Genomic DNA, 18833 nt, shown 5'->3' with positions numbered 1-18833 from the left:
TCAGGGTAGGATCACCGACTTATGCGGCGTGTCATCGAGCGCGATCGCGACGCGGCCCGATTTGTCGGGCTTCTTCTTGAACACCCGCCCGACCCCGTGCGCGACGTCGCCGGCGAGCATCATGAAATCCTTCGCCTCGCCCGGTCGCTCGCAGCAACTGTCGGGCGCGACGACCTTCTGGATCAGCCGCACGATTTGCGTCCCGCCCTCGAAGAACTGCACGCCGCCGGCACAGCCACGCTGCATCGTCGCGCACGGCGAACTGTCCTCGACCGCCATCGCGCCGATCCCGGTCATGTCGGGATTCGACGGCTTCGGCCGGTTGAGCACGACTTCCTTGGGATAGGGCAACGTCTGCGACGGCAGCGGCTTGCCGCACACGACGATGTCGTCGGGATCGACCGCCTTGCCGCGCCGCGTGCACGGCTCGCTCGCAACGGGCTGCAGAATCGAGAACGCCGTCGGCGCCGCCGGGGCGGGCACGGCGGGGGTCGCGGCTTGCGCGGCGAGGAGCAGCAGCATCATGAACCCGATACTCCGCTGCAATCATGGCGAATTTCAGGCGATCTTGGCGACCCCCAAGCGCGGCAGCTCGATCGCGGGGCAGCGGTCCATCACGACCTTGAGCCCGGCCGCCTCGGCCCGCGCCGCGGCGGCTTCGTTGACCACGCCCAATTGCATCCACACCGCCTTGGCCCCCGCCGCAATCGCTTCGTCGACCGCGTCGCCCGCTGCGGCGGAATTGCGGAAGATGTCGACCAGATCGATCGGATCGCCGATCTGCGACAGGTCGCGAAACACGAACTCGCCGTGGAGATGCTCGCCGGTGATCTGCGGGTTGACCGGGATCACGCGATAGCCGTGCTCCTGCAGCGTGCGCATCACGCGGTACGACGGGCGATCGGGCCGGTCCGACGCGCCGACCAGCGCGATCGTGCGGGTTTCTTCGAGCAGGGTGCGAAGCTCGCTATCGCTGGTGATCGGCATCAAGCATGTCCCCCTTGGGCGTTGGCGATCCAGCCGGCGACGTGGCCGGCAATCTGCTTGAACGCCACCGCCTCGGGGCCGTTCCCGGTGACCGGCGGCTGGCCGGCGTCGGAGGCGACGCGCACGCGGATGTCGAGCGGGATGCGCCCCAGGAAGGGCAGCCCCAATTCCTTCGCCGCCGCTTCCGCGCCGCCAGTGCCGAACGGATCGGAGACTTCGCCGCAAGACGGGCAGACATAGCCCGCCATATTCTCGATCAGGCCGATGATCGGCACGCCCGCCTTGACGAACAGGTCGATCGCCCGCCGCGCGTCGATCAGCGCGAGGTCCTGCGGGGTGGAGACGATCACCGCACCGGTCGGCCGGTATTTCTGGATCATCGTCAGCTGAACGTCGCCGGTGCCGGGCGGCAAATCCATCACCAGCGTGTCGGCGGCGCCCCAATTGGCGTCCATCATCTGCGTCAGCGCGCCCGCCGCCATCGGCCCGCGCCACGCGATCGCCTGATCGGCGGTGACGAGCATCCCCATCGACAGCATCGGCACGCCGAACGGCGTCTGGACGGGGTTGAGCACCTTGTTGTGCGCGGTCGGCTTGAGATCGGCGACGCCCATCAACCGTGGCTGCGAGGGCCCGTAGATATCGGCATCGACCAGCCCGACGCGCCGCCCCGCCTGCTGCAAGGCGATCGCGAGGTTGGCCGAGACGGTCGACTTGCCGACGCCGCCCTTGCCGCTGCCGACCGCGATCGTCACGCGCTGCTGCCGCTGGCTGGTCAGCGCGACGCGGACCGTTTCGACCCCCGCCACCAAGCCCGCCGCGCGGCGCACCGCGTCTTCGAGCGGGCCGTGATCGGCGGCATCGAGCCCGCTCACATCGACGACCACGCTCGCACGGGCGTCCTCGATTCGTCCGGTCGCGCGGGTGCCCGCGACGAGCGAAAGGGCGGCGTTGAGTGCGGCATCGGGCAAAATCGGATCGGTCATGCGCGCCAGATAGGCGTCATGGACACGCTTGCCACTGTTTTTCGTCGCGAGCCGCCCCTATAAAGGTTGCATGACGATCCTATCGCGCTGGTTTTCACGCCCCTCCCTCCAATCCGCCGATGGCAAGGGCCCGTGGGGCAGCGGCGGCGCTGGCGGCGGCGATGACGACAAGAGCGGCGGCCCGCGCAATCCCTGGGCGCAGCCCCCCGGCGGCAAACCGCGCGGCACCACGGCTGCGCCAAGCGCGCTCGATGAATTCCTCAAGCGTGCGCGCGGCGGGGGCAACGGACCCGGCGGCTTCGGCGGTGGCGGGCGTCCGCGCATCCCCGGCGCACCGAGCGCGACCAATCTGTGGCTGATCGCAGTCGGCGTGATCGTCGTCGCCTGGATCATCCTTACCAGCTTCCATTCGATCGGGCCGCAGCAGCGCGGCGTGGTGACCTTCCTCGGCCGCTATTCCGAGACGCTCGACCCCGGCATCCGCATGACGCTCCCCGCGCCGTTCGTCGATGTCGCCAAGGTCGATGTCGCGGCGATCAACACCGAGACCTTCCCCGATGAAGGCGATGGCGGCTCCGAAAGCGACAAACTGATGCTGACGAGCGACCAGAACATCGTCGATCTCGATTATTCGGTGCGCTGGCAGATTTCGAACCCGCAGGACTTCGCCTTCCAGATCGCCGATCCGCGCGGCACGCTGCGCGCGACCGCGATGAGTGCGATGCGGGCGGCGGTCGCCACCGCGACGCTCGACGACGCGATCGGCAGCGGGCGCAACGCGATCGAGGTCAAGGTCCAGCAATCGATGCAGGAGATTCTCGACGGCTATAACGCCGGCATCCGCATCCAGGGCGTCGCGATCCGCGGCGCGCAGGCACCGGCACAGGTCTCCGACGCGTTCAAGGAAGTCTCCGCCGCCCAGCAGCAGGCACAGAGCGATATCAGCAAGGCGCGTGGCTATGCTCAGCAGGTGCTCGCCAAGGCGCAGGGCGAGGCCGCGGCGTTCGACGTGATCTACGCCCAGTACAAGCTCGCCCCCGACGTGACGCGCAAGCGCATGTATTACGACACGATGGAGCAGGTTCTGTCCAAATCCGATAAGACGATCATCCAGGCTCCCGGCGTCGTGCCGTATCTGCCGCTGCCCGGGATCGCCAAGCGCCTGCCCGACGCCGTGCCCGCCGCGCCAGCCCAGGGAGCCGCACAGTGAGCCGCACTTTGCTCCGCAATCCGATCACGCTCGGCATCGTTGCGCTGCTGCTGCTGATCGTCGCCGCCAGCTCGGTCGCGATCGTCCCCGAGACGCGCCAGGCGGTGATCCTGCGCTTCCAGCAGCCGGTCGCGACGATCAACGAATACCGCCCGAACGAGGTGTTCGGTCGCACCGGCGCGGGGATCAACTTCCGCGTGCCGTTCATCGACCGGCTCGTCTGGGTCGACAAGCGCGTGCTCGACGTCGAGCTCGACAATCAGCCCGTGCTGTCGACCGACCAGACCCGGCTCGAGGTGGATGCCTATGCGCGCTTCCGCATCGTCGATCCTTTGAAGGCGGTGATCTCGACCGGCAGCACCTCGGTCACCGAGCAGCGCATCAAGGATCAGCTCCAGCCGCTGTTCAGCTCTTCGCTGCGCAACGAGCTCGGCCGCCGGCCCTTCGCCGCGCTGCTCAGCCCCGAGCGCACGCAGGTGATGGGCAACATCCGTGCAGGGCTGCAGCGGCTCGCGTCGCAATATGGCGTGCAGATCGTCGACGTCCGCATCAAGCATGCCGATCTGCCGACCGGAACGCCGTTCGACAGCGCGCTCAACCGGATGCGCACCGCGCGCCACCAGCAGGCGCTGACGATCCAGGCACAGGGCGCGCAGACCGCGCAGATCATCTCGGCGCAGGCCGATGCGCAGGCGGCGCAGATCTATGCGGCGGCGTTCAACAAGGATGCCGAGTTCTACGACTTCTACCGTGCGATGCAGTCGTATCGCTACACCTTCGCGCAGGACGGCAAGGGCTCGACGAGCTTGGTGCTGTCGCCCGACAATGCCTATTTGAAGGAATTCCAGGGTCGCCGGTGATTCGACGGCCCCGTAACGGCCCGCCAGCCGTTGATATTCAATCGCCGTTCAGCAACCATGGCTAACAGCTATCGCGTTGCTGCCAATTGGTAGACGAGAGGAAACGACCCTAGTGCGCTACGCTTACGCCATCACCGCCGCCCTGCTGCTCAGCGGGACCGCCACTGCCATCGCGTTGCCATCCGCCGGGGGCGCGCAGACCGCCCAGAACGAACCCGCCGTCATGGCCGCCGCCGCGCCCCGCCCCGGCGCGCCGATGAGCTTTGCCGATCTCGTCGCCAAGCTCCAGCCCGCGGTCGTCAACATCTCGACGAGCCAGCACATCACTCAGGCGCAGCCCGCCAATCCGTTCGCCGGCACCCCGTTCGAGGGTCTGTTCGGCCAGCAGCAGGGCCAGGGCGGCGCTGCCCCCACCACCCGTGAGGCGACTTCGCTCGGTTCGGGCTTCATCATTTCGCCCGACGGCTATGTCGTCACCAACAACCACGTCGTCGCCGCGGGCGCGAAGGGCGCGACGGTCGACTCGATCACCGTCACGATGACCGACCGCAAGGAATATGTCGCCAAGCTGATCGGCCGCGATCCGACCTCGGATCTGGCGCTGCTCAAGATCGACGCGAAGAACCTCCCGTTCGTCAAGTTCGGCGATTCGGATGCGGCGCGCGTCGGCGACTGGATTGTCGCGATCGGCAATCCGTTCGGCCTCGGCGGCACGGTGACCGCGGGGATCGTCTCGTCGCTCCACCGCGTGACCGGCGCGGGCGCCTATGACCGCTTCATCCAGACCGATGCGGCGATCAACCAAGGCAATTCGGGCGGCCCGATGTTCGATCTCAACGGCAACGTGATCGGCATCAACTCGCAGATCCTCGGCAGCACCGGCGGCGGCAATATCGGCATCGGCTTCGCGATCCCCGCGACCGACGCCAAGCCCGTCATCGAAAAACTGATGAAGGGCACCAAGATCGCGCGCGGCTATCTCGGCGTCGGTCCGCAGCCGATCGACGACGATCTCGCGTCGTCGTTCGGCCTTGCCAAGAACAAGGGCGAACTGCTGCGCAGCATCGAGCCGGGCCAGCCGGCCGACAAGGCGGGCCTCAAGGTCGGCGACATCGTGCTGCGCGTCGGCGGCAAGGACGTTAACCCCGACCAGTCGCTCAGCTATCTCGTCGCCAACGTGACGCCGGGCACGCGCGTCCCGCTCGACATCGTGCGGCAGGGCCGCCCGCAGACGATCATCGCGACGATCGGTACGCGTCCGTCCGAGGATGCGCTGCTCGCCAAGGCGAATGCCGATGCCGATAGCGACATGTCGGACGACAGCGATACGCCGACCGCTGGCCAAGCGGCGTCGAACCCACTCGGCGTGACGGTGGCGACGCTGACCCCGCAGATCGCGCGGACCTTCGGCATCGATTCGTCGGTGTCGGGCGTGGTGATCGGCATGGTCGATCCGGCGAGCGATGCCGGCGCCAAGGGCCTCAAGCGCGGCGACGTGATCGTCTCGGCCAACGGCGTGCCCGTCGCGACTCCGGCGGCGCTGGGGTCGATCGTAATGCAGGCCAAGGCCGCAGGCCGCTCGCAGGTCGCGCTGTATGTGGTGCGCGGGCGTCAGCCGGCGTTCTTCATCGGCGTGAAGCTCAAGAAGTAAGGTAGCGGGACGCGCCCCTCCCCTGATGGGGAGGGGCTAAAGGCGCTTCCGTTGGCCCGCTTTTCGCGCGATAGTTCGCGCAGAATTTCCGCGAGGCTGCATGACCGACACCACCAGCATTTTCATCGGCGCCGGCCCCGGCGGCGCGAACCCGCAGCAGCTCGAACTCAAGCGCGCCAACCGCCACGGCCTGATCGCGGGCGCGACCGGTACCGGCAAGACCGTCACCGTCCAGGGCATCATCGAAGGCTTTTCGCGCGCCGGTGTCCCGTGCTTCGTCGCCGACGTGAAGGGCGACCTGTCGGGCCTCGCGATGGCCGGCTCCCCCACTGCCAAGAACCACGACATTTTCGCCGCGCGCGCCAAGGAGATCGGCGACCAGGCCTGGGCCTATGCCGACACGCCAGTGCAGTTCTGGGACCTGTACGGCGAACAGGGCCACCCGATCCGCACCACCATCTCCGAGATGGGCCCGCTGCTGCTGTCGCGCCTGATGGACCTCAACGAAGTCCAGGAAGGCGTGCTGACGATCGCCTTCCACGTCGCCGACAAGGACGGACTGCTGCTGATCGACTTGGACGATCTCCAGGCGATGCTGGTCGATTGCGCCGGGCGCGCCGACGAGCTCACCACCACCTACGGCAACGTGTCGAAGCAATCGATCGGCACGATCCAGCGCGCCTTGCTCCAGCTGCGCAGCCAGGGCGGCGAGCATTTCTTCGGCGAGCCCGCGCTCGATCTCGACGATTTCATCGGGGTCGACGAGAAGGGCCGCGGCATCGTCAACGTGCTCGCCGCCGACAAATTGATGGCGAGCCCGAAACTCTATTCGACCTTCCTGCTGTGGCTGATGAGCGAATTGTTCGAGCATCTCCCCGAGGTCGGCGATCCCGACAAGCCCAAGCTCTGCTTCTTCTTCGACGAAGCGCACCTCCTGTTCGACGCTGCCCCCAAGGCGCTGCTCGAGAAGATCGAGCAAGTCGTTCGGCTGATCCGGTCGAAGGGCGTCGGCATCTATTTCATCACGCAGAACCCGATCGACATTCCCGATACCGTCGCGGGGCAGCTCGGCAACCGCGTCCAGCACGCGCTGCGCGCCTTCACCCCACGCGACCAGGCGGCGGTGCGTTCGGCGGCGACGACCTTCCGCGCCAACCCCGGAGTCGATGTCGAGACCGCGATCACCGAATTGAAGGTCGGCGAGGCGCTCGTCTCGCTGCTGCTCCCCGACGGATCCCCCTCCCCCGTCCAGCGCACGCTGATCGCGCCGCCCGCCTCGCGCGTCGGGCCCGTCACCCCGGTCGAGCGCGGCGTGATGGTCTCTACCGATCCGGTCGGCAACAAATACGACACGCTGGTCGATCGCCAGTCGGCCGAGGAAATGCTCGGCGCCAAGACGCAGGAGGCTGCCGCGGCGGCCGCCGAAGCCAAGGCGAAGACCGAAGCCGACAAGGCGGCCGCAGCACAGGCCAAGGCCGACGCGGTCGCCGCCAAGGAGGCTGAGCGTCAGCGCGTCGCCGATCAGCGCGAGGCGGATCGTCAGGCCAAATTGGCCACGCAACAGGCCGCCGCCGAGGCGAAAGCCGCCGCCAACTCACCCTGGAACCGCGCGATTACCTCGGCGACGCGCTCGGCGAGCTCGGCGGTTGGGCGTCAGGTCGCCAACGAAGTGTCGAAGGCGGTGTTCGGCTCCTCGCGCGGTGCCGCGGGCGGAATCGTCGGCAGCCTCGTTCGCGGCGTGCTCGGCGGTCTGTTCAAGGGCCGCTAAGCGCTGACCGACACCCCTCGTTCCCACCACCCCGGCGAAGGCCCGGGCCCAAGAGCGAGGCGCTGATACCGAAGTGCTGCGCGCGACACTTCCGACCTGCCCTTCTGGGCCCCGGCCTTCGCCGGGGTGCGGCGTCGGTTATGCGATAACGCCAGCTGCCGCCAACGCGTCGAGCGCGTCCTCGGACAGCCCCAATGCCTCCGCCAGCGCTTCGCGCGTATCCGCCCCGGCGCGCGGCGGCGCGCGATCATAGCTGGCGGGGGTCTCCGACAGCTTTGCCGGGAAGCCGACGACCTGTAGCGGCGTGCCATCGGGCCGCGCCATCGCCTGGACGGTGTCACGATGCGCGACCTGCGGATCGGCGAAGATCTCGGGCAGCCCCGCGACCTTGCCCGCAGGGAGCTTGGCCGCCTCCATTGCCGCGACGAGCACGTCCGAGCCCCACCGCGCAACCGCCGGCGCGAGATGCGCGTGAAGCGCCTCACGATGCTCGCTGCGCAGCGCAACGCTGGCGAAGCGCGGATCGTCGCCCAGATCGCTCAGGCCCAGCACGCGCAGGAAATCGCGGAACTGCCGGTCATTCCCCAGCGCGACGACGATCGCGCCATCGGCGGTCTCGTAATCGCGATACGGCACGATGTTGGGATGATCGTTGCCGCGCCGCACCGGCACCGTCCCGCCGTTGAGCCAGTTCGACGCCTGGTTCGACAGCATTGCCAGCTGCGTGTCGAGCAACGCGCAATCGACATGCTGGCCGTGCCCCGTCGCATCCCGGTGGCGCAAGGCGGCGAGGATCGCGACGGTCGCATACGTGCCGGTGAACAGATCGACGATCGGCACGCCGACCTTCATCGGCGGACCGTCGGCCTCGCCGGTAACGCTCATCAGACCGCCCATCGCCTGGATCAGGAAGTCGTAGCCGCCTTTGTCCTTGTACGGCCCGTCCTGCCCGAAGCCGGTGATCGAGCAATAGACCAGCCGCGGATTGATCGCGGCGAGGCTCGCATAATCGAGCCCGTATTTGGCGAGCCCGCCGACGCGGAAATTCTCGACCAGCACGTCGCTCTGCGCCGCGAGCCGGCGGATCAGATCGGCGCCCGCGGGCTGCGCGAGATCGATCGCGAGCGAGCGCTTGTTGCGATTGGCGCAGAGAAAATAGGCCGAATCGCCCGAATCATCGGCGAGCGCAGGCGGCCCCCAGCGGCGCGTATCGTCGCTCTGCCCGGGCTGCTCGATCTTGAGCACTTCGGCGCCGAGATCGCCGAGCATCTGCGTCGCCCACGGCCCCGCGAGCACGCGCGACAGATCGAGCACCTTGACCCCGGCGAGCGCGCCGGGCGTCTCAGACATCGTCACGCGTCAGCCGCGCGAGCACGACGCCCTCCTGCGTCTGCCCGCCGATCTCGACGTTGAGTTCGGCCACGGTGCCGTCGAACGGTGCGGTCAGGCTGTGCTCCATCTTCATCGCCTCGAGCGTGACGAGCTTCTGGCCCTTGGTGACGCTATCGCCCGCGGCAACGTCGACCGCGATGATGCGGCCGGGCATCGGTGAGAGGATCGCGCCGTCGGCGGCGGCGCCGGTCGCCGTCCCGCGCGGTTGGTCGAGGCGATAGCTGCGGCCCTCGCCGAGGTAGAAGCTGACGACCTCCTCCTGCGGCGGACCGTCATCGATCATCAGGTCGGCGACGACATGGACGCCCCCGGCATCATCGACGATCCGCGTCTCGGAGCGCGACGGCGCGTTGAGCCGCAGCCCGATCGCGTCGTCCCACACGCCGTGCGCGGGACGCGCGGCAAGCGCCGCCGCCGCATCGCGCAGATGTGCCGGCTGCGGCGCGGGCGGGATCGTCAGCGCGTCGCCGCGCCGCTCGATCAGCCCGGTGTCGATCGTACCATCGCGGAAGTCCGCGTCCTGGCAGATGCGCGCAAGGAAACCCGCGTTGGTGCGGACCGGCCACACCTCGACATCGCTCGTCGCGTCCCACAAGGCGGTGATCGCTGCCGACCGATCTTCGGCATGGACGACGATCTTGGCAATCATTGGATCGTAGAAGGGCGACACCTCGCCCGCTTCCTCGACCCCTGTTTCAATCCGAGCAAAGCGCGGCAGCCGCAAATGCTCGAGCGTGCCCGGCGACGGCAGGAACCCGGTCGCCGGGTTCTCCGCATACAACCGCGCTTCCATCGCCCAGCCCTCGATACTGAGTTCCTCCTGCCGCTTGGGCAACGCCTCTCCGCTTGCGACGCGCAGCTGCCATTCGACCAGATCGACCCCGGTGATCTCCTCGGTCACCGGATGCTCGACCTGCAAACGCGTGTTCATTTCCATGAACCAGATGCGATCGGCGCGCAGGCCCTCGCTCGCGTCGGCGATGAACTCGATCGTGCCGGCCCCGACATAATCGACCGCCTTGGCCGCCTTGACCGCCGCGGCGCAGATCGCCTCGCGCGTGACCGCGTCCATCCCCGGTGCGGGGGCTTCCTCGATCACCTTCTGGTGGCGGCGCTGGAGCGAGCAGTCGCGCTCGAAAAGATGGACGACATTGCCGTGCGTGTCGCCGAACACCTGCACCTCGATATGGCGCGGCGAGAGGATGTATTTCTCGATCAGCACGTCGGTGTTGCCGAACGACGACGCCGCCTCACGCTGGCACGAGACGAGTGCATCGGCGAAATCGGCGGGATCGTCGACGCGCCGCATGCCCTTGCCGCCACCGCCCGCGACCGCCTTGATCAGCACGGGATAGCCGACCGCGGCCGCTTCCGCCGCGAGCCGCTCGGGCGACTGGTCGGCGCCGAGATAGCCCGGCGTCACCGGCACGCCCGCCGCGATCATCCGCTCCTTGGCGGCATCCTTGAGCCCCATCGCGCGGATGCTGTCGGGATTGGGGCCGACCCAGACGATCCCGGCGTCGATCACGGCTTGCGCGAAATCGGCATTTTCCGAGAGGAAGCCGTAGCCCGGATGGATCGCCTCCGCGCCACTCGCCTTGGCCGCGGCGATGATCTTGTCGCCCACCAGATAGCTTTCGCGCGCCGGCGACGCCCCGATATGCACCGCCTCATCGGCCTGCCGGACGTGGAGCGCCTTGGCATCGGCATCCGAATAGACCGCGATCGTCCGCACGCCCATCGCCTTGGCGGTGCGGATGATGCGGCAAGCGATCTCGCCGCGATTAGCGATGAGCAGAGACTGGATCATGCGTGTCTATCCGTTGCCCCGGCGCAGGCCGGGGCCGTTACGATGAGAGAGCCGCAGCGCGCCCACGCACAGCGGCCCCGGCCTGCGCCGGGGCGACGGGGATAGGTCATCCCTCGCAGCCCGTCGTGCGCGACGACCAGGTCAGATTCTGGACCTTCCAGCTTCCGCCCTCGCGCACCAGGTCGAAATGGTCGTAGCCGCAATGGTGGAGCTTGCCGTCGATGCGGAAGGTGTAGGGGCTCCACACCATCGCGATGTCGCCGTCGATCTCGACTGCGGGCGTGCCGAGCCGCTCGTCATAGCGCTCGGGCCCGGGGGCGAAGCGTGCGAGCAACTGCTCGCGGGTCGAGTGCGTGATCTTGCGCGTGCCGTCGGCTTGCTCGGCGACCGCGGTGGCGGTGGCATCGCTGCGCAGCGCCTGGCCGATCGCCGCCGCATCGCGCGCGGCAATGCCGGCGAGCAGCGCGTTGACCGGCGCCATCACCTGCGCTTCTTCGGTGCCGGGGGGCGGCAGGCCGGTGCCCTTTACGATCGGCTGTACGGGGGTCGTCTGCGACCCCATCTGGGCGGCGAGCAGGAGAGCGAAGATCAGGGACATAAAGGTTCCTTAAGGTCTCGCGAAATGGGGAAGGATGAGGGTCGGATCGGCCATCACATCCGGAACACGCCGAACGCCGGGCGCTCGGGGATCGGCGCGTTGAGCGTCGCGGCGAAGGCGAGGCCGAGTACGTCGCGCGTCTGCGCCGGGTCGATGATGCCGTCGTCCCACAGCCGTGCCGTCGCGTACCAGGGGTTGCCCTCATCCTCGTATTTCTGGCGGATCGGCGCCTTGAACGCCTCGGCCTCATCGTCCGACCAGCCATCGGCATCGCGGTGGACGGTCGCCAGCACCGACGCCGCCTGCTCGCCGCCCATCACCGAGATACGGCTGTTGGGCCAGCTGAACAGGAAGCGCGGCGAATAGGCGCGCCCGCACATGCCGTAATTGCCCGCGCCGAAGCTGCCGCCGATCAGCACGGTGATCTTGGGCACACTCGCCGTCGCCACCGCGGTGACGAGCTTGGCGCCGTGCTTGGCGATCCCCTCGGCCTCGTACTTGCCGCCGACCATGAAGCCCGAGATGTTCTGCAGGAACAGCAAAGGAATGCGCCGCTGGCACGCCAGCTCGATGAAATGCGCGCCCTTCTGCGCGCTCTCCGAAAACAGCACGCCGTTATTCGCGAGGATCGCGACCGGCATCCCCCAGATATGCGCGAACCCACAGACCAGCGACGTGCCGTAGAGCGCCTTGAACTCGTGAAACTCCGACCCATCGACCAACCGCGCGATGATCTCGTGCACGTCGTACGGCGCGCGCACGTCGCTCGGCACGATGCCGTACAACTCCTCGGCGTCGAACTTCGGCGGGCGCGGCTCCTTCACGTTCACGGCAGCGCCAGACTGCGGCTGCAACGTCGAGACGATGTCGCGCACGATCGTCAGCGCATGTTCGTCATTCTCGGCGACGTGATCAACCACGCCCGAGCGCCGCCCATGCGTATCCGCGCCGCCCAGTTCCTCAGCCGAGATCACCTCGCCCGTCGCCGCCTTCACCAAGGGCGGGCCGGCGAGGAAGATCGTCCCTTGCCCGCGCACGATGATCGTCTCGTCCGACATCGCCGGCACATAGGCGCCGCCTGCGGTGCACGACCCCATCACGCACGCGATCTGCGGAATGCCCTTGGCGCTCATGTTCGCCTGGTTGAAGAAGATCCGCCCGAAATGGTCGCGGTCGGGGAAGACTTCGGCCTGGTGCGGCAAGTTCGCGCCGCCCGAATCGACGAGGTAGATGCACGGCAGCATGTTCGCCTCGGCAATCTCCTGCGCGCGCAGATGCTTCTTGACGGTCAGCGGATAGTAGGTCCCGCCCTTCACCGTCGCATCGTTGCACACGATCATGCACTGCCGCCCCGAGACACGCCCGATCCCGGCGATCACGCCAGCACCCGGCACCTCGTCCTCGTACAGCCCGTTAGCCACGAGCTGGCCGATCTCGAGGAAGGGCGAACCCGGATCGAGCAGCCGCTCGACGCGCTCGCGCGGAAGCAGCTTGCCGCGTGCGGTATGGCGCTCGCGGCTCTTCTCGGTCCCGCCACGAGCCGCCTGCGCGACGTCGGCGCGCAGGCGCTCGACCAAGGCGCGATTGTGCGCCGCATTGGCGCGGAAGGTCTCGCCATCGGCGCTGAGCTTGGTGTCGAGGACGGGGGCGCTCAAAGCGGGCTTCCTGCTTGCGGTATCCGTTGCATATGAAACTGCCTAGCGATCCGCGCCGACGAAGGAAAGCCGATTGGCAGACGCGACGGAGCGCGTATACCGCGACGCAAAGCCGATAGTTGCAGAGGAAACATCCTGATGAAACGCTTCTCCGTCCTTTCGATCGCATTGCTCGCCAGCTCGGCGATCGCCACCGGTGTCGCGGCGCAGATGATCGGCACGCAATCGGGCATCGACCCGGCGCTGATCGACAAGAGCGTCAAGCCGGGCGACAATTTCGACGATTACGCCAATGGCACGTGGCGCAAGACCGCCGAGATCGAGCCAGCCCGCTCGTCGACCGGTGTCGGCGTCGAGGTTTCCAAGGTCGCCGAAGCGCGCAACGCCGCGATCATCGAAGACGCCGCCAAGGGCAATGCCGCGCCCGGCACCAGCCAGCGGCTGATCGCCGACTATTACGCCGCGTATAACGACACCGCTGCGATCGAAGCGCGCGGCATCGAGCCGCTCAAGGCGCTCATCGCGCCGTATTATGCACTGCGCGACAAGGCGGCGCTGGCCAAGGTGATGGGCGCGCAGATGCGTGCCGATACCGACCCGTTCAACAACAACAATTACGCCAGCACGACCAATCTGTTCGGCCTGTTCGTCTCGCAGGATCTCAACCAGCCCAAGCGCAACACGCCGTATCTGATGCAGGGCGGCCTCGGCCTCGCCGACCGAGACTATTATCTGTCGCAGACCCCGCAAATGGCCGAGCTGCGCGAGGGCTACAAAGCCTATCTGACGCAGATCTTCGGCCTCGCGGGCCTGAGCGATCCGGCGGCCCGCGCCGCGCGCGTCTTCGCGCTCGAAATGAAGATCGCCGCCGCACAGACCGACATCGAGGCAAGCCAGGACGCGAGCAAGGGCGACAATCCGTGGACTCGCGCCGACTTCGCGCGGAAAGCCCCGGGGCTCGACTGGGCAGCGTACTGGGCAGCAGCAGGTATTCCCGCGGGCCAGCAGGACTTCATCGCCTGGCAGCCCGACGCCATCACCAAGCTTTCGGGCCTCGTCGCAAGCGAGCCGCTCGCGGACTGGCAGGACTGGCTGACCGCGCACCGCATCACCGCGACAGCCTCGGTGCTCCCCAAGGCGTTCGACGATGCGCGCTTCGCCTTCTACGGCAAGCAGCTCAACGGCACCCCCGCGCAACAGACGCGCGACAAGCGCAGCATCGCCGCGGTCAATGCGGCACTCGGTGACGAGGTCGGCCGGCTCTACGCCGCGCGCTATTTCTCGGCGCAGTCGAAGGCCGAGATCCAGACGATGGTCAAGAACATCGTCGGCGCGTTCGACCAGCGCATCCAGAAGCTCGACTGGATGACCCCGGGGACCAAGGCCGAGGCGCGGCGCAAGCTGTCGGTGCTCTATGTCGGCGTCGGCTATCCCGACCATTGGCGCGCCTTCCCCAAGTTCGCGGTCGACGCGAAGGACCCGATCGGCAATCTGGAGCGCGCCGATCTCGCGATCTATCGCTACCAGATCGGCAAGCTCGGCAAGGCGCCCGACCGCACCGAATGGTGGATGACCCCGCAGACGGTGAACGCGGTCAATCTACCGCTGCAGAACGCGCTCAACTTCCCCGCCGCGATCCTGCAGGCGCCGTATTTCGACGCGAAATACGATGCCGCGGCCAATTACGGCGCGATCGGCGCGGTGATCGGGCATGAGATCAGCCACAGCTTCGACAATCTCGGCGCCGATTTCGATTCGACCGGCAAGTATCGCAACTGGTGGACCCCGGCGGATCTCGCGCGCTTCGAACAAGCGGGTTCGGCGCTCGCGGCGCAATACGATGCCTATGAGGCGCTGCCCGGGCTCAAGCTCAAGGGCAAGCAGGAGCTCGGCGAGAACATCGCCGACACCGCCGGCCTCACCGCAGCGTACGAAGCGTATCGCGCGTCGTACGGCGGCAAGGAGCCGCCGGTGATCGACGGGATGACCGGCGACCAGCGCTTCTTCCTGGCGTTCGCGCAGAGCTGGCGGACCAAGATGCGCGACAAGGCGCTGCGCGCGCGGATCGCGACCGACGTCCATGCACCGGCGATGTTCCGCGTGCTGACGGTGCGCAACCTCGACGCTTGGTACCCGGCGTACAAGGTGCAGCCGAGCGACAAGCTGTACCTCGCGCCGGGTGCGCGGGTTCACGTCTGGTAAAAGGGGGGGGCTTCTCCCCCTCCACCCCGTCATGCCGGTCTCGTCCCGGCATCCACCGTGCCGCATAGCTGGCGATTGTAACGCCAACGCCACGGTGGATCCCGGCACAAGGCCGGGATGACGGATATAGGTTACTGCGCGGCGGGCGCGTCGTTGCCGATCAGCTCGCGGCCGATCAGCATCCGGCGGATCTCGTTGGTCCCCGCGCCGATATCGAGCAGCTTGGCGTCGCGATAATAGCGCTCGACCGGCCAGTCCTTGGTATAGCCCGCCCCGCCCAGCGCCTGCACCGCCTCGTTGGCGACCTTCACGGCATTCTCGCTCGCGAGCAGGATCGCCCCCGCCGCATCGAAGCGCGTCGTCCGCCCGTCATCGCAGCTGCGCGCCACCGCATAGACATAGGCGCGCGCCGAATTGAGCGCGACGTACATGTCGGCGACCTTCGCCTGCATCAGCTGGAAACTGCCGATCGCCTTGCCGAACTGCCGCCGCTCGCGCACGTACGGCACGACCACGTCGAGGCACGCCTGCATGATCCCGAGCTGGATTCCCGCAAGCACGGTGCGCTCGTAATCAAGGCCCGACATCAGCACGCCGACGCCGCCATTCTCCGGGCCCATGATATTTTCTTCCGGAACCTCGCAATCGGTGAAGACGAGCTCAGCAGTCGGCGAACCGCGCATCCCCATCTTGTCGATCTTCTGCCCGATCGCGAAACCCGGCATGTCCTTCTCGATCAGGAACGTCGTGATCCCGCGCGAGCCCTCGCCCGTCTTGGCATAGACGACGAGCGTGTCGGCATAGGCCGCGTTGGTGATCCAGAATTTGGTGCCGTTGAGCACATAGCCGCCCTGCACCTTGTCGGCCTTGAGCTTCATCCCGACGACGTCCGATCCCGCGCCCGCCTCCGACATGGCAAGGCTGCCGACATGCTCGCCCGAGATCAGCTTGGGGAGATATTTTGCTTTCTGCGCAGGGCTGGCCCAGCGCGCGATCTGGTTGACGCACAGGTTCGAATGCGCGCCATAGCTCAGGCCGACCGACGCCGACGCGCGCGACACTTCCTCGCACGCGATGACATGCTCGAGATAGCCGAGCCCGAGCCCGCCATCCTCTTCGGCAACCGTCACGCCGTGCAACCCGAGCGCACCCATTTCGGGCCACAAGCTCCGCGGAAACCAGTCCTCGGCATCGACCTTTGCCGCGATCGGCGCGATCCGGTCGGTCGCGAAGCGCTGTGTCGTGTCGCGGATCATGTCCGCCGTCTCGCCCAGCGCGAAATCCATCTGGTTCATGATCGACCTCTCTTAGTTTCTCGTGTTACCACCGCGCATAGCGTGGCTCGTTGCAAAGCGGTAGCTGCGCGATTGTCCAATCGATGCCGATTGACCCCTACCAAGCGGAACCAGCAAAACCCGCCATGGGTTAGACCCGCGCCGATCCAGGATCGTTGCTCTTCTGTCACGAGGACTCCCGAATGCCCGTAAAATCGATTTTCGCTGCCGCGCTCGCCTTGCTCGGCGCCAGCTCCGCCCTCGCCGGCCCAGTCCCGATCGGCCCCGCCGCCACCGCGTTCAAGGTCGGCAGCATCCGAGTCGTCGCGCTGCGCGACATGATCAACGCCGTGCCCAACGATGCGAGCGTGTTCGGCCCGCAAGTCGGCGTCCCCGCCGTCTCGGCGGTGCTGCGCCAGGCGGGCGCCCCCACCGATACGCTGCCGCTCGGTGTCGATGCGCTACTCGTCGAGCTGCCGGGGCACACCGTGCTGATCGACACTGGGCTCGGCCCCAAGGTCGGTGGCGCGCTGCCCAGGAGCTTTGCCGCGGCGGGCGTCGATCCCGCCAAGATCACCGACGTGCTGATCACGCATTCGCACGGCGACCATGTCGGCGGTCTCCTCACCGCAGACGGCGCACTCGCCTTCCCCAATGCGACGATCCGCATGGCTGCGGCCGAATGGGCGTTCCTCAAGAGCAAGCCCGACAATGCCGCGCTGGCTGCCGCGATCACGCCCAAGGTGCAGACCTTCACCCCCGGCGCGGCGGTCGTTCCCGGCATCCGCGCGATCCCGCTGCCCGGCCACACCCCCGGCCATTCGGGCTATGAGATCGTCTCGGGCAAGGAGCGCCTGCTCGACATCGGCGACAGCGCGCACAGCGCGATCGTCTCGCTCGCCAAGCCCGAATGGGTGATCGCGTACGACACCGACGCCAAGCAGGGCGTGATCCGCCGCGAAGCGACGCTCGCGCAGCTTGCCGCAAGCCATGAGCGCGTGTTCTCGCCGCACTTCCCCTTCCCCGGCGTCGGGCAGATCGTGAAGCGCGGCACCGGCTATGTCTGGCAGCCCGCGCGCCGCTGACCCCTACCCGGCTGGCGCAGACCGACCAAGTCCAAGACGACGCTCGCAGATCTTTTCGCCAAAACGCTCGAACTCGCCGGCGGCGAGCGGATCTACGGCGTCGTCGGGGGATAGCCTCCACGGACTCACCTCGCCCTGCGCGGCCGCGGCGATATCGCAGCCTGCGCCGGGGTTTGCGGCCTACGCTACAGGCTCCCCATCAGCGGCCTGTACGATGACGGACTTCACGCTCGACATGGCGAAAGCGGGGATTCGGTGATCGACCTCGTCAAGACCAATGGCGGGCTGCCGAAGCGGCTGTCCTAGGCTTCAGCGCGCCAAGTGGCGCGCGTGCCAGGCGACATGCTCGGCAAGGAAGGTCGAGATGAAGTAGTAACTGTGGTCATACCCCGGCTGCATCCGCAGCTCGAGCGGGATCTCGGCGGCGGCGCACGCCGCCTCGAGCAATTCGGGCCGCAGCTGGTTCTCAAGAAACGCATCCGCATCGCCCTGATCGACGAGCAGCGCCGCCACGCGCGCGCCATCCTCGATCAACGCCACCGCGTCATGCTTGCGCCACGCGGCGCGATCGTCGCCAAGATACCCCGCCAGCGCCTTCTGCCCCCACGGCACCTGGCTCGGCGCGACGATCGGCGCGAACGCCGAGACCGAGCGATACCGCCCCGGCCGCGCCAGCGCGAGCGTCAGCGCGCCATGCCCGCCCATCGAATGCCCGGTGATCGACTGCCGGTCGAGGTCGACCGGGAAATTGGCGGCAACGAGAGCTGGCAACTCGTCGGTAACATAGCTCGCCATGCGGTAATGCTGCGCGAACGGCGGCTGCGTCGCGTCGACATAGAAGCCCGCGCCGAGCCCGAAATCGTACGCCCCCTCGGCATCATCGGGAACGCCCTCCCCGCGCGGCGAGGTATCGGGCGCGACGAAGACGATCCCCGCCTCGCGACACGCCGCACGATACTCACCCTTTTCGGTGACGTTCGCCTGGGTGCAGGTCAGCCCCGAGAGATACCACAAGACCGCAAGCCGATCGCCCGGTGCGTGATCGGGGACGAACACGCTGAACGTCATCGGCGTCCCGGTCTGCGTCGAATCGTGCCGATAGACGCCCTGCGTCCCACCATGCGCGCGTGTTTCGGATACCGTCTCGAGGGGCATTTCGACCATCCCGTATGTGCTGCAACACGGTCGTGCCGACCGCGCGAGGGGACATAGCCGCGATCGACCCACGATGGAAAGCCGAGCCGGTACCGCCAGATACTGTCAGGGAATGCGTGGAGCGGGTGAAGGGAATCGAACCCTCGTCGTAAGCTTGGGAAGCTTCTGCTCTACCATTGAGCTACACCCGCAATGCAACA

The 18833-nt window shown here is 67.4% G+C and carries 15 protein-coding genes and 1 tRNA gene; 6 read left to right on the top strand and 10 right to left on the bottom strand.

The genetic code is table 11. The annotated features are described in order from the left end of the window. The 3 genes from E2E30_RS02940 to E2E30_RS02930 are packed head-to-tail and all read right to left on the bottom strand — an operon-like array spanning nt 1 to nt 1973. Entirely contained in the window at nt 1–525 is a 525-nt protein-coding gene (locus E2E30_RS02940; RefSeq protein WP_133187093.1) for a hypothetical protein, read from the bottom strand. 33 nt (nt 526–558) lie between these two features. Next, nucleotides 559–987, bottom strand: coding sequence for a CoA-binding protein (locus E2E30_RS02935; protein ID WP_133187091.1), 429 nt, complete (start codon nt 985–987; stop codon nt 559–561). Continuing rightward, complete coding sequence (locus E2E30_RS02930; protein WP_133187089.1) at nt 987–1973, bottom strand: Mrp/NBP35 family ATP-binding protein; 987 nt, start codon at nt 1971–1973, stop codon at nt 987–989. Before E2E30_RS02930 ends, E2E30_RS02935 begins: the two co-directional genes overlap by 1 nt. 70 nt (nt 1974–2043) lie before the next feature. Here E2E30_RS02930 and hflK point away from each other — a divergent pair, with 70 nt between their 5' ends. The 4 genes from hflK to E2E30_RS02910 all read left to right on the top strand — a co-directional run bounded on the left by hflK (nt 2044) and on the right by E2E30_RS02910 (nt 7462). Continuing rightward, nucleotides 2044–3183 (top strand): protease modulator HflK, encoded by a 1140-nt coding sequence (gene hflK / locus E2E30_RS02925; protein WP_133187087.1) that lies wholly within the window; start codon nt 2044–2046, stop codon nt 3181–3183. Continuing rightward, nucleotides 3180–4043, top strand: coding sequence for a protease modulator HflC (gene hflC, locus E2E30_RS02920; protein ID WP_133187085.1), 864 nt, complete (start codon nt 3180–3182; stop codon nt 4041–4043). Before hflK ends, hflC begins: the two co-directional genes overlap by 4 nt. 112 nt (nt 4044–4155) lie before the next feature. Beyond that, on the top strand, nt 4156–5694 hold the full coding sequence (locus E2E30_RS02915) for a Do family serine endopeptidase (protein ID WP_133187083.1): 1539 nt from the start codon (nt 4156–4158) through the stop codon (nt 5692–5694). Nucleotides 5695–5794: 100 nt separating this feature from the next. Further along, nucleotides 5795–7462 carry a helicase HerA-like domain-containing protein gene (locus E2E30_RS02910; protein ID WP_133187081.1) on the top strand — a complete coding sequence of 556 codons (1668 nt, stop codon included), beginning with the start codon at nt 5795–5797 and terminating at the stop codon, nt 7460–7462. A 138-nt stretch (nt 7463–7600) separates the two neighbouring features. Here E2E30_RS02910 and E2E30_RS02905 read toward each other — a convergent pair whose 3' ends face one another. The 4 genes from E2E30_RS02905 to E2E30_RS02890 all read right to left on the bottom strand — a co-directional run bounded on the left by E2E30_RS02905 (nt 7601) and on the right by E2E30_RS02890 (nt 12917). Then, the gene (locus E2E30_RS02905; protein WP_133187079.1) at nt 7601–8812 is read right to left on the bottom strand and encodes a CaiB/BaiF CoA transferase family protein; all 1212 of its coding nucleotides are present in this window, start codon (nt 8810–8812) and stop codon (nt 7601–7603) included. Beyond that, nucleotides 8805–10664 (bottom strand): acetyl/propionyl/methylcrotonyl-CoA carboxylase subunit alpha, encoded by a 1860-nt coding sequence (locus E2E30_RS02900; protein WP_133187077.1) that lies wholly within the window; start codon nt 10662–10664, stop codon nt 8805–8807. Before E2E30_RS02900 ends, E2E30_RS02905 begins: the two co-directional genes overlap by 8 nt. A 106-nt stretch (nt 10665–10770) precedes the next feature. Beyond that, nucleotides 10771–11262, bottom strand: coding sequence for a nuclear transport factor 2 family protein (locus tag E2E30_RS02895; protein WP_133187075.1), 492 nt, complete (start codon nt 11260–11262; stop codon nt 10771–10773). 53 nt (nt 11263–11315) lie between these two features. Next, nucleotides 11316–12917 carry a carboxyl transferase domain-containing protein gene (locus E2E30_RS02890; RefSeq protein WP_133187073.1) on the bottom strand — a complete coding sequence of 534 codons (1602 nt, stop codon included), beginning with the start codon at nt 12915–12917 and terminating at the stop codon, nt 11316–11318. A 138-nt stretch (nt 12918–13055) separates the two neighbouring features. Between E2E30_RS02890 and E2E30_RS02885 the strand changes: the two genes are divergently transcribed. Continuing rightward, nucleotides 13056–15119, top strand: coding sequence for a M13 family metallopeptidase (locus E2E30_RS02885; RefSeq protein ID WP_133187071.1), 2064 nt, complete (start codon nt 13056–13058; stop codon nt 15117–15119). 131 nt (nt 15120–15250) lie between these two features. On the opposite strand, the gene E2E30_RS02880 is transcribed toward E2E30_RS02885, so the two are convergent. Continuing rightward, complete coding sequence (locus tag E2E30_RS02880) at nt 15251–16414, bottom strand: isovaleryl-CoA dehydrogenase (RefSeq protein WP_133187069.1); 1164 nt, start codon at nt 16412–16414, stop codon at nt 15251–15253. A 182-nt stretch (nt 16415–16596) separates the two neighbouring features. On the opposite strand from E2E30_RS02880, the gene E2E30_RS02875 reads away from it, so the two are divergent. Next, nucleotides 16597–17478, top strand: a complete 882-nt coding sequence (locus E2E30_RS02875) for an MBL fold metallo-hydrolase (RefSeq protein ID WP_133187067.1) — start codon at nt 16597–16599, stop codon at nt 17476–17478. A 309-nt stretch (nt 17479–17787) separates the two neighbouring features. Here E2E30_RS02875 and fghA read toward each other — a convergent pair whose 3' ends face one another. Continuing rightward, on the bottom strand, nt 17788–18633 hold the full coding sequence (gene fghA / locus E2E30_RS02870) for an S-formylglutathione hydrolase (protein ID WP_133187065.1): 846 nt from the start codon (nt 18631–18633) through the stop codon (nt 17788–17790). A gap of 117 nt (nt 18634–18750) precedes the next feature. Beyond that, nucleotides 18751–18824: transfer RNA gene (locus E2E30_RS02865), tRNA-Gly, on the bottom strand. Nucleotides 18825–18833 lie beyond the last annotated feature (9 nt).

It is taken from the genome of Sphingomonas sp. AAP5, from assembly GCF_004354345.1.
In the GTDB taxonomy this organism is placed as follows: Bacteria; Pseudomonadota; Alphaproteobacteria; order Sphingomonadales; family Sphingomonadaceae; genus Sphingomonas; species Sphingomonas glacialis.
This window is presented reverse-complemented; position numbering and strand designations above follow the sequence as displayed.